At 46.0% G+C, this 12,345-nt stretch carries 8 protein-coding genes and 1 pseudogene; 6 read left to right on the forward strand and 3 right to left on the reverse strand.

Annotation, left to right across the window (positions count from 1 at the left end; genetic code table 11):
- Positions 1–79: pseudogene (locus RIM23_RS26425) on the reverse strand (IS607 family transposase); the annotation flags it as partial.
- A 332-nt stretch (positions 80–411) separates the two neighbouring features.
- On the opposite strand from RIM23_RS26425, the gene RIM23_RS26430 reads away from it, so the two are divergent.
- From RIM23_RS26430 to recO, 4 genes are all read left to right on the forward strand, one after another.
- Positions 412–1,842: a hypothetical protein gene (locus RIM23_RS26430; RefSeq protein WP_446370849.1), complete on the forward strand. Its 1,431-nt coding sequence runs from the start codon at positions 412–414 to the stop codon at positions 1,840–1,842.
- Positions 1,843–2,083: 241 nt separating this feature from the next.
- The gene (locus tag RIM23_RS26435) at positions 2,084–2,770 is read left to right on the forward strand and encodes a Uma2 family endonuclease (RefSeq protein WP_446370851.1); all 687 of its coding nucleotides are present in this window, start codon (positions 2,084–2,086) and stop codon (positions 2,768–2,770) included.
- A gap of 154 nt (positions 2,771–2,924) precedes the next feature.
- Positions 2,925–3,602 (forward strand): deoxyribose-phosphate aldolase, encoded by a 678-nt coding sequence (deoC, locus tag RIM23_RS26440; RefSeq protein WP_446370863.1) that lies wholly within the window; start codon positions 2,925–2,927, stop codon positions 3,600–3,602.
- A gap of 109 nt (positions 3,603–3,711) precedes the next feature.
- Positions 3,712–4,581, forward strand: coding sequence for a DNA repair protein RecO (recO, locus tag RIM23_RS26445; RefSeq protein ID WP_446370853.1), 870 nt, complete (start codon positions 3,712–3,714; stop codon positions 4,579–4,581).
- A 58-nt stretch (positions 4,582–4,639) separates the two neighbouring features.
- Here recO and RIM23_RS26450 read toward each other — a convergent pair whose 3' ends face one another.
- Entirely contained in the window at positions 4,640–5,905 is a 1,266-nt protein-coding gene (locus tag RIM23_RS26450; protein WP_446370855.1) for an RNA-guided endonuclease InsQ/TnpB family protein, read from the reverse strand.
- Positions 5,906–6,476: 571 nt separating this feature from the next.
- Here RIM23_RS26450 and RIM23_RS26455 point away from each other — a divergent pair.
- Together RIM23_RS26455 and RIM23_RS26460 are read left to right on the forward strand one after the other, a co-directional pair.
- Positions 6,477–7,940, forward strand: coding sequence for an MFS transporter (locus RIM23_RS26455; protein WP_446370857.1), 1,464 nt, complete (start codon positions 6,477–6,479; stop codon positions 7,938–7,940).
- Between the two features lie 20 nt (positions 7,941–7,960).
- Positions 7,961–9,112: a glycosyltransferase family 4 protein gene (locus tag RIM23_RS26460; protein WP_446370859.1), complete on the forward strand. Its 1,152-nt coding sequence runs from the start codon at positions 7,961–7,963 to the stop codon at positions 9,110–9,112.
- A gap of 124 nt (positions 9,113–9,236) precedes the next feature.
- Here RIM23_RS26460 and urtA read toward each other — a convergent pair whose 3' ends face one another.
- Positions 9,237–12,023: an urea ABC transporter substrate-binding protein gene (gene urtA, locus RIM23_RS26465; protein ID WP_446370861.1), complete on the reverse strand. Its 2,787-nt coding sequence runs from the start codon at positions 12,021–12,023 to the stop codon at positions 9,237–9,239.
- Positions 12,024–12,345 lie beyond the last annotated feature (322 nt).

Raw genomic sequence — 12,345 nt, forward strand, 5'->3', positions numbered from 1 at the left:
TCAAGTTTCCTTGTTTCCACCACCTCCAGGCAGTTCGATAACTGATTCCTGCTTTTTTGGCATAGTCTGAGAGTTTCATGTCTATATATTACCCAACATGACTACATCTGACTATATTCTTATTGAAACTTTACAATACTATCTGTTGCTGTTCGGGTTGGGTAGCCATAAGAATTCCTCGTTAACGTCAAAGATTTGCCTCAAAAAGGCTGGATACAACTATAAAAGTTTAATTCCTTTTTCATTATTGAGTGATTCGTCGGGCTGATGCATCTATCTCTTGAATGATATAATTCAGTTCTGTCTTCTATCTAGCGAGGTAACTAATTTTCTGTAGCGTCTGATACGCTCAGTTAAAATAGGGGTAACCTACTTGCCCCGATTTGTTTGCAGTGATTATTCAACGGGGAAATGGCAGAACAAGCTCTCGTGAAGGATACCTATGCCGATTCCTACAAAAATCGAGGTCGGAACTGGTGGAATAAGCTCACCGCTTTAATTGCATTGGCAAATATCCTGCTGGCGTTATTCAATCTCAGCTATATTCCATTGCGGGATGTTTATGTGCGAGAATTTCCTAAGATCGTTACAGTCTATGATCCGGTTAAAAGTATTGAGCCTCATCCAGATACGCAACGCTACCTCAAAACCGTTGACACCTTAACCGTGCAACTCTCCCAGCAACTGTTGCAAGCACCGCCAATTGAGCCAGTCTTGCAAGAGTTGCGCCAACAAAGTAATGAGCTAATTGAAGAGAACCCATTTTTGGCAGCCAACAAGTTTGGTACATTTGCTAAACTCAAGCGGCGGATGCGGGATCATCTGAATACTGAATCAGCGAAGCAAGCCTTTTCACAATTTTGGAGACAGGAGTATCTGGCGCAAGTAGGCTGGGAAAATGCTCTCTCATTCTTTGACAGCGAAGTTCGACCGCTACTAGAGAGCAATTATTTTAGACCCACCGACGAAAATGGTCAACTCGTGGATAACTTCTGGCGTATTGACCTTTATTTTATCGCCTTTTTTGGGATTGAGCTTTTAGGGCGTACCTTCTTCATATCTCGACGCCAAGAAAAGTTGACCTGGGGAGATGCTCTCTGGCGGCGCTGGTACGACATGCTGCTGCTATTGCCCACCTGGCGCTGGTTACGCATTATTCCAGTATCCGTGCGATCGCATCAATCGGGGTTGGTGAATATGGAGCGTATTTTAGCACAAGTCACCCACGAACCAGCGGCGTACTTGGCGGATAGGGTATCCATGTTTTTAATGGTGCGACTGATTAATCAAACCAAAGAGTCCGTTGATAAAGGAGATATGGCGCGTGCTATATTGCAACCTGAAGCCTACGTCCAAGTTAGTGATATTAATAAAGTCGATGCCATCACCGACCGACTCTTAGAACTCTCTATTTATAAAGTCTTACCTCAAGTTCAGCCCGATTTAGAGGAATTGTTGCATCATAGTCTCAAAGGAGCGCTGCAACAATCGGATTTTTACACTGGATTACAACAAGTACCGGGAATAAAAGCATTACCGAAAGAGGTTACGGAAAACCTGGCTAATTATTTAGCCCAAGCCACTTATGAAGTCTTAGCCACCTCTTACTCTGATCTCAAAGGGCGGGAACTATTTGACCAACTGAGTCATAATTTTAAGTATGCCCTACGCAAAGAACTACAGGATGAGGCAACCCAGCTAGAACTTCAGTCGTTACTCTCTGACTTGTTGGAAGAATTTAAGCTCAATTATGTGCAGCGTTCAACCGATGAAGATCCAGAAGCCACTTTAGAAGAAGCTGACCAACTACGTCAAGAGATGGAAACTCTCCCACCTCAGTAGTTCCCCACATTTTGCGTATCACGTTACCCCTACGCCCATAAGCGTCCCCGGCGGAATGGCTTATCAATGGATAATTAATAATTGATAATTGATAATTGATTAATTGGGTCTAAGACCTCTTCGTTTACGAAGAAATTAAAAAATATTTTCCTTAAATTCAATCCTCTTCTTTTAAGTAGAGGTCAAGCAGGCTAGCATTTATAATAAAGTCCTATAAAGGCAGCGATCGCGAGTGGTGACCATGACATCGACAAAACTCTCTCCTCAAGTAACAATTGCCCGCTTAGAAAACGGCGACAAACTCAACCGTTTTGAATTTGAGCATCGCTATTCAGCCATGCCTGATCTGAAAAAAGCCGAATTAATTGAAGGAATCGTTTATATGGCATCTCCCCTGAGGATTACCCAACATGGCGAACCCCATGCTCATATTATGCTGTGGCTAGGTTTCTACACAAGTTTCACTCCTAATCTGCAATTGGGCGACAATTGTACAGTTAGGCTGGATCTGGATAACGAACCTCAACCGGATGCCATTCTGAGAATTAAAGTAGGTGGACAATCAACGATAAGCGACGATGATTATATCGAAGGTGCGCCTGAGTTAATCGTAGAAATTGCGGCTAGTAGTGTTTCCATTGATTTGCACCAAAAACTCAACGTGTATCGCCGCAATGGAGTACAAGAGTATTTGGTATGGCGAGTTGAAAACGGTGAATTGGATTGGTTTAGGTTACTCTCAGGAGACTACGTTAAAATTGAACCCAATAGCGAGGGGATAATTTGTTCAGTCGTTTTTCCTGGATTGTGGCTAGATAGAGCCGCGTTATTAGCCGGAAATTTAGCCAAAGTTTTAGACGTATTGCAGCAGGGATTAGCCAGTCAGGATCATCAAGATTTTGTTCAAGAGTTGGCATCACGGAAGTAGGTGTTAGGTGTCATGTCTTAAGGGGAATGGCATTGAAAAGCGTGCATTTGGGGAGCGCCAACACCCTGGATATGCAGTAGGGTGGGCAATGCCCACCAACCTTAAAGAGCGTGACATTCGTCTTAAGTGTTAATTTTTATAGAGTAGAAACGCGATCGCCATGGATTATCCCGATATCGATATTGCCCCCCTGATTGATCATGCCCTCCTCTCCCCCACGGCGACACCCGAACAAGTGGAGAAATATTGTCGTGAGGCAGATCGATTTTCCTTTGCTACAGTCTGTGTCTATCCCGTATACGTCAAACTCGCGGCTGAACTGTTGCACAACAAATCCCCCAAAGTCTGTGCTGTGATTGGCTTTCCCAGTGGCGCAACCACAGCCGCCGCCAAACTCTACGAAGCCCAAGAAGCGGTAGAAAATGGGGCAACGGAACTAGATGTAGTGCTTCATTTAGGGGCATTAAAAACTGGGAACACCGATGCAATCTATCGAGAAATTGCCCAAATATGCGAGGAAACAGGGCAAACAGTCAAAGCTATCTTGGAAACAACGCTTTTAACCGATAATGAAAAACAACTCGCCGCCGAAATCTGCATTGATGCTGGGGCGCAATATCTCAAAACCAGTACAGGTTGGCATGGAGGCGCAACGGTATCGGATGTAAAATTCTTGAAAGACTTGACAAAGGGACAGATTGGAATTAAGGCGTCGGGGGGTATTCGCACAATCGAACAAGCGTTAGATTTAGTTATAGCCGGAGCAACCCGATTAGGAACCTCTCGCGGACCAGAGTTGTTGCAACAGCTTGAGGAGAAAGACGAGGAATGAGTTTTAAGTATGTAGGGGCGGGTTTGACCGATAAGGCGGTGGCTCAAACCACTAACAAAACTAAACCCGCCCTCACTAAGTCCGAGAGTTTTGAAATGACATAGGACTAATGACTAAAACCTATAACGCCACTGGAATTAACCTAAAAAGTATGCCCCTCGGGGAAGCTGATCGGTTAGTCACAATTTTGACCCCCGAGTGGGGATTAATTCGGGTGGTGGCGCCGGGTTCGCGCAAGCAGAACTCGAAATTGGCGGGTAGAATGGGTTTGTTTGTGGTCAATGAGTTACTGATTTACAAAGGGCGATCGCTGGATAAAATTACTCAGGCTGAAACCTTGGAATCTTATCCAGGATTGGCGAAGGATTTGGGAAAGCTTGCCGCAAGTCAGTACCTGGCAGAATTAGTATTGTGTCATGCTCTAAGTGAGCAACCCCAAGCCGAACTGTACGCCTTGTTCAATGAGCATCTGCGGCGGTTGGAACAGTTACCCCCCCTAAGCAGTAGCCCCACTGGATCGTCCCTAATTTTGGCACACCTTTGCCATGGTATTTTTCACCTATTAGCTTTGGCGGGGATTGCGCCGCAAGTGCAACAGTGTTGTATCACTCAGCACCCGATTCAGCCTGATGTTACTGATCCGAATTGGCAAGTAGGGTTTAGTGTGGAGGCAGGTGGAACCTATCGTTTAGCGGTAGAGGTGTCTCAACCTGAGAACCTGTTCCATCCCCTAGTTAGCCGTAACCATGGTATTTCTCAATCCCCTCTGCCACGGTTGACTTGTAAGCTGAATGCGGTTGAATTAACGATTGTACAACAGCTCGCGGCGGCTGAGTTATCTCAGATGTCACGAGACGCGATCGCTCCCCTTTGGGTAAAAGTTGAGCGTATGTTACGGGATTATGCTCAGTATCACTTTGGTCGTTCTATTCGCTCAGCCGAGTTATTAAACGCTTTGACGATGTCTGCCGAATTTTGACATCCTCCCCACCCTCCTGAGCCTGCGAAGGATCTGCTGAGGGTGGGGATTCCCATCATCACTGACGAGTCTTCCTGGCTCTACGAGCAACCTTGCTTTTTGGAGTTTCCTCTTCTAAGCAGCGGGTCATCTCATCCCCAGGCGTAACTTTCCGTCTGCCCGACGGTAGTTGTGCTAATCCTTGTAACGCTTTCATCAAAATGTTGATGGCTGCATTCGTGTCACGGCAGTCAACATACCCGCAATGCGGACATTTGTGAGTGCGCGTAGACAAGGTTTTCTTAACTTCTTGTCCACAGTTAGAACACTTTTGAGAAGTGTAATGCGGTGCGACAGCAATCACTGGCACATCAAACACTTTCCCAAAATACTCTAACCACTGCCTAAATAATGTCCAACTAGCGTCAGATATTGATTTGGCTAAATGATGGTTTTTCACCAGATTCCGCACTTTTAGGTCTAGCCTTCGGCAAGCCGCTGGCGCGTCTACAATGGCTACGAAGTCTGCCGACTGGACAAGCGCCCTTGCCGTCTTAACTGCAAAGTCTTTACGCCGCCTTGATACCTTGAGATGCGTTCTACCTAACCTCTTAATGGCTTTGATGCGATTTTTGGAACCCTTAGTTCTACGAGAAACACGTTTTTGTGCGCGTTTTAAGGCTTTTTCAGCTTTCCTCAAAAACCTTGGGTTTTCTACTTTGTTGCCGTCAGAGTCAGTGTAGAAATGGTTTAAACCAACATCTATCCCTAACATTCGATTGGTGGGTTCGTGCTTTTCGGTTCGCACCTTCTCGATGGAAAACTGAACATAATATCCATCAGCCCGACGCACAACACGAACTCGCTTGATCTGCTCTTTTTGGTAAAAATGCAAATCGCGAGTTCCCCACATTTTAAAAGCTCCAGCCTTGAAACCGTCCCTAAATGTAATGGTTAATCGATCGTCCGATAACACCCACCCATCAACTTTGTACTCTACTGAGCCATGGGTTTGATGTTTCTTAAATTTAGGAAAACCTTTCTTGCCTGGTACAGACGCGCCATGGCGCGTCTCTACCTTGTTGCAGTTATCAAAGAATCTGGCAATGGCACTCCATGCTCTTTCAGCGCTAGCCTGACAAGCCTGAGCTGAGAGCTTTTTGCACCATTCAAATTGTTCTCTAAGCACCCGGCAATACTTGTTGAGGTCGTACCTGTTAACCCCAATGTTATCCATCCAGTAGCGGAGGCAGGAATTACGCACAAAACGAGCAGTACGAATCATCTCATCCAAGATGGCGTACTGCTCGCTTGTTCCCCGTAGTTTTGCCTCGAATACTAGCATGGTGACTTCAAATCTATGTCACACATTCTAACATAGGATGCAGGGCTTGTAAAAAGCTAGCACATCGAGTACTAGCTTTTTACTTGGGGGAGTGAAGGCATCCCCACCCTACTCCACTTCGTTCCGCTGAGGATGGGGTTCTATAGCTCCCCCAAACCCCCACGTTTCGATAGGTTATTATTTGAACCCTTTTTCCTTGAATAGGAGCAAATATCAATGCCACTCAAAGCCTTGTTAGCTAAAGGTTTGGGAGTTGTGCAGCAAGCCCTAATTCACAGCACCGAGCCATTAATTTGCTCGGGTCGCCCGCCCTCCACAGGGTATCGGGAATGATCTGATCCGTGCATCTTGAGCCAAGGGCGAGTTGAGACAGGTTAATTCTCACACCCATAGTTGTGCAGCGACTCGCCCCTACAACCTCGCCAACTATACCTGAATAGAGGTGAGCGCTGGGTGGTTCACATGAGATGATAGAGAAAGTGTAGTGTCTTAAAAAACTTATCAAACTATTTTTTGTGGACGATTCACCCATCGAGGTTGATCAGCCACAGCAGCCAACTGATGAGAAAGAATGCGATTATCTGAATCTGAATCCAAACGAGTTAACCAACATCCTGCTCAAAAAAAGTCATCTTCTGTGACTAAGCGCAATTATCGAGAACCTCACAAGCCGCCATCTCCAGCAGAGAAAGTCCCGGCGAAAATAGCTGAACCTCCTGCTGAACCAGCAAAACGAGGGTTTGTACCTGTTCTGAAAAATGGTAATTTTTTAACCTTGTGGAGTGGTCAGGTTTTTTCTCAGCTTGCCGATAAAATCTATCTGGTGTTGATGATTGCCTTGATTGCTAGCCACTTTCAATCGGCGGGAACCAGCATCAGTGGTTGGGTTTCAGCGTTAATGATTGCCTTTACGATTCCGGCTATCCTGTTTGGTTCCTTGGCGGGGGTGTTCGTCGATCGCTGGTCGAAAAAGGCAGTACTCGTCTCGACGAATCTGCTGCGAGGTGTCTTGGTTTGGTCAGTCCCGGCGGTGTTATGGCTGACGACCGATTGGAGTCCCATCTACAATTTGCCCGTTGGCTTCTACGGATTGTTGATGATCACATTTTTGGTTTCCACCTTAACTCAGTTTTTTGCCCCAGCCGAACAAGCTGTGATTCCGTTGATTGTCAAGCGTCGTAATTTGCTCTCGGCGAATTCCCTTTATACCACGACAATGATGGCATCGTTGATTATTGGATTTGCCGTGGGTGATCCCCTATTAGCCCTGACCGATAAATTTGTGGCGCAACTGGGACTTGACTGGCAATTTGGCAAGGAATTCGTCGTCGGTGGGGCTTATGCGATCGCGGGATTGTTGCTGCTACTGCTGAAAACGGGTGAAAATACTGAACCCACTGAAGGTGAAACCCCTCACGTTTTTGCCGATATCTGGGAGGGATTGCTTTACCTCAAACGCCAACGGCGCGTCCGCAATGCCATGATTCAATTAGTAATTTTATTCTCCATTTTCGCTGCCTTAGCCGTATTAGCTGTACGACTCGCGGAAACCCTTCCGGGGATGAAAGCCTCACAATTTGGCTTCTTGCTGGCAATGGGGGGCATTGGAATGGCTGGTGGTGCGGCGATTCTGGGACATTGGGGTCAGCATTTTACTCACAATCGCTTGAGTCTCTATGGATCGATCGGTATGTCGGTAGCGCTAGCGGGTTTATCCCTGTTTACCCATAATCTCTGGATGGCGTTAGGAATGACCGCCTTGTTGGGAATGTGTGGGGCGATGGTGGGGATTCCCATGCAAACCACGATTCAAGCAGAAACCCCTGAAGAGATGCGAGGTAAGGTCTTTGGACTGCAAAATAATGGGGTGAATATAGCCCTGAGTCTGCCTTTAGCCTTAGCGGGTTTAGCCGAAACTTGGATCGGGTTAGCCCCTGTCTTATTCAGTTTAGCCATAATTGCGATCGCGGGAGGGTGCCTAAACTGGTATATTTCCGTTACAGGATCAGCGATGTTAACCAACGCTGACAAATAGAGACTCACGATTCAACCTGAATGCATATCGCCTGGATCGGAAAAAAATCACCCTTTTGTGGAAATGTCACTTACGGTCGAGAAGTTACCAACGCTTTACTTGACCGGGGATACCAAGTTAGTTTCCTCCATTTTGCCCAAGACGAAGTCGCCGCAGACTCCCTGTGGTCGGGCTGTCAAGAGGTGTCCCTCCCTTGCTTGTACAAATCCCAGGTTTATACAATTCCCTCACCCAAAGCCAGTAAGGTGCTCAAACAAGCCTTACAGCAACTCCGCCCGGATTTAGTCCATGCGTCTCTCACCTTGTCTCCCCTAGATTTTCTGCTTCCAGAAATCTGTGAAGACTTGAATTTACCCCTAGTAGCCACATTTCATCCCCCCTTTGATGGCAAACGCCGCAATTTAAAATCAGGTACCCAACTGTTTGCCTATCAACTCTACGCTCCGTTTTTGGCACATTATGATCGGGTAATTATCTTTTCTCAACTGCAACGGGATTTTCTGATGCGTTTAGGAGTTCCTCGCCACAAACTTGCTGTCATTCCCAATGGGGTTGATGTGCACAAATATGCTCCGGGCACATCTAATTTGAAAGTTCGAGTTGATGCCCAACGCTTATTTGTTTACCAAGGTCGCATTGCTACAGAGAAAAATGTAGAGGCTTTACTCAAGGCGTGGAAACAGTCAGAAATGGGCGCTCACTGTAAGCTTTTGATTGTCGGAAGTGGACCTTTGGTGTCCACGTTGAAACCCTTTTATGACAAATACGATGGGATTCTCTGGTTAGGATTTGTGGCAGATGAACAGCAGCGGATTGACATTCTGCGAGCCGCAGATGTGTTCATTTTACCGTCGTTATTAGAAGGACTCTCCTTATCATTACTCGAAGCCATGGCTTGTGGTCTGGCTTGTGTCGCCACTGATGCGGGGGCGGATGGTGAGGTTTTAGAAGGTGGCGCGGGTATTATTCTCAATACCCATCGGGTCACGTCTCAATTGAATACACTTTTGCCCCTGTTACGGGATCATACCGAATGGACAACCCTCCTAGGACAAAAAGCTAGAGCTAGGGTTCTGGAAAAGTACACCCTAAGAGGGAACATTAGTCAATTAGAAAGCTTGTATAAAGAGGTGCTAAAAGGGCGAGTTCAGCAGGTCAGCAGTCGGACTTAGGGTCTGCTGAATAAGTATTGTGGTGGGGGTAGGAAGCCGGGGAAGCCATGTAGAGACGCGCCATGGCGCGTCTGGAAGCCATGTAGAGACGCGCCATGGCGCGTCTGGAAGCCGGAAAGCCTTCTTAATGGGCTTGAGCTTTGAGTCGGATACTCATTTCATGACTAACTGCAACTTCACGATTTTGTCGCACCGGAATCTCAATAATAAACTCCGTTCCTTGTCCAGGAGTAGAGTGACATTGTAAAATTCCCTTATGTTTGTCTACAACAATCTGATAACTAATCGAAAGCCCCAAACCCGTCCCCTTACCAATCGGCTTAGTCGTAAAAAACGGATCAAATAACTTTAACTTCACCTCATCCGTCATCCCTGCTCCATTATCACGAATTCTCACCCGCACATAATCAACCGAGGACGCTTCTGTACAAATCCGAATTACCGGTAAAAAATTTGTCCCATTCCGGGCGACAACTTCCTCTAACGCATCAATCGCATTACCCAGGAGATTCATAAATACTTGATTAAGCTGGGACGGATAGCACTCAACCGACGGTAACTCCCCATACTCTTTCACCAATTCAATCTCTGGATTGTGACCATTCCCTTTCAGCCGATTTCGCAATAAAAGTAAAGTACTCTCTATCCCCTCATGAATATCCATGGGTTGCATTTGGGCTTGATCCAGACGCGAGAAATTCCGCAAACTCAACACCAAATGACGAATCCGTTCTGCGCCAATCTCCATTGAACCCAGAGTTTTGGGCAAGTCTTTGATCAAAAAGTCTAGCTCAATCGCTTGGGCGTGATCTTGAATTTCGGGTGCGGGTTCAGGATAATATTTTTGATACAACCGCAGCATTTCTAATAAATCCTCCGTGTATTCTTTTGCATAGTGAAGATTACCGTAAATAAAACTGGTGGGGTTATTAATTTCGTGAGCGACACCCGCGACTAATGTCCCTAACGTGGACATTTTTTCCGTCTGCACCAACTGTGTTTGATAGGTTTTCAGATCATGCAAGGCTTGCTTAAGTTGTTCGGCTTGCGCTGTGGCTAAGGCGGCGGTTGTGCGACTATGAGCATATAATTCAGCTTGATCGATCGCACTCGATAGTTGATCAACTACCGAAACAATTAATTCAACCTCCTGTTCACTCCAATAGCGACTTTCCTGATAGTGTTCACAAACCACTACACCAATTTTATTACTGCGAGTTTGTAGGGGTACAATTAGCAGGGCTTGCAGTCCGTCATTGAGAAAGCGATCGCGACTCTTACCATTAAGCTGGCTATCACTAGCAATATCGTCAACCCGTAGCAACGATTGCTGCTGAATCATTAACGGGAAATCCGGCAAAAGTTCATCCGCCGTGTTCCATTGCACTCCCCCATTCTCACTCAACTCTCCCGCCACTTCCATGGGTTCAAAACGAGGCGGGCTACTCTGGGGATGATACCACAAAAACTGGCAGCGATCGATATGTAATAAACAACAGATTTCCTTCACCGCCGTCTTCAAAATCTGTTCTAATTCCAAAGAACTGCGAATTTGACTAGACAAGCGACGCTTCAGCAGTTTTTCTTGATCTTGTAACTCACGAAATTGGGCTTCGGCTTGCAATAATTGGTCTTGAGTGCGTTGCAACTTTTCATTCGTCGCCATCAATTGCGCCATCGCTGCTTCCAATTCACGGGACTTTTGTTCCAGTTGGCAGTTATATTGAATCGATTGGGAAACCTCTGCCAACATATCAATCACGACGGGCGAGATCTGATCACTTAACTTTTCAATCCCCAACCAAGGCTGAGGTTTAAGTCGCCCGACACTGGTAAAGACAATTTCAAATTGACCACCATCCAAAATCTTACCAATCCGGCAATATTTGCTCAGATGGTTATTCGTCTCAATACTAATCTTCCCTCCCGGCGTTTCAAACTGTTGCCCATAAGCCGCTTCCCGCACCAATTTCACATCAAAAGAACCCGCTTTTTCTACCGCTTGTTTCCATAGATAAACCTGGACATACGCCGACTCAATCGGATCACTGGTCACACGATCTTGACCATAACGTGCCTGAAAATTCTGAACAAATTCGCGGTTTCTCTGAGTATTAATACTTTGAAAATAACTCCAACTGGCATAATGACCCACCGCGATACTTCCCCCAATTCGGCGCAATTCCTCTTCAGCGACACTCACGGCTAAAATGGGAATCTCCGCCGCCGTGATTCCTGCTTCTTTGTACTGTTGATAAAAGGCTAAATTACTATCCCCATTCAGAGTATTGAAGACTACATCCGGCTTAGCTTCCTTGATCCGGGCAATCAAATCGCCAAAGTCTGTCATCCCTAAAGGAACATAATCTTCCCCAGCTAAACTTCCCCCTTTTTGTTTAAGCTGCGCCTTAATTAACTTGTTCGCCGTTCTGGGAAAAACATAATCTGAACCAATTAGATAAAAGCGTTTCCCCTTATGTGCTAGTAACCAATCCACCGCAGGACCGACTTGTTGATTCGGGCAAATACCGGTATAAAAAATGTGGCGAGAACATTCGAGTCCTTCATATTCAACCGGATACCACATCAGGGCGTTAAGTTCTTCTAAGATCGGTAAAACCGCTTTGCGACTTGCAGAAGTCCACCCGCCAAAGATTGTAGCCACTTGCTCCTGTTCGATTAGCTTTCTAGCTTTAAGGGCAAATGTGGCTGATTTGGACGCGCCATCTTCGATCACGGGTTCAATCTGATGTCCTAAGACACCACCCGCTTGATTAATTTCTGCGATCGCCATAAGTTCCGCATCCTTTAACGAGGCTTCGCTAATCGCCATTGTGCCACTTAAAGAATGTAAAATACCAACACGGATCGCCGCACCAGATCTGATCACTGACTGGTTGAATTCGCTCATTACTGATGTTCCCGCAATATTCTCCCGTTAAGTGCCTAAAAAGGGTAGAAGGGTAGAAGGGTAGAAGGGTATGGTTTTTGACTCAATCACGACAGGTATAATAGACGCACTATACAGCCGGACATGATGTCATCCTATCGTCATCTGGATTAATGATTCCATTTAAGGTTTCTCAATTCTCCGCGGTTCTCCAGTTGGCTGAAAATCCTTGTAAACCTAGGCATAACTATACCCATCCTTTCTGTGCATAGGTTTAACCTCGTCAGGTTTACAGTAGCAACGTTTACCATTCACGCGAACCTCGATGCGTTTCTCGTTTTGA

Origin of the sequence: Coleofasciculus sp. G3-WIS-01 (assembly GCF_040223135.1) — a bacterium.
Classification (GTDB): Bacteria; Cyanobacteriota; Cyanobacteriia; order Cyanobacteriales; family Coleofasciculaceae; genus Coleofasciculus.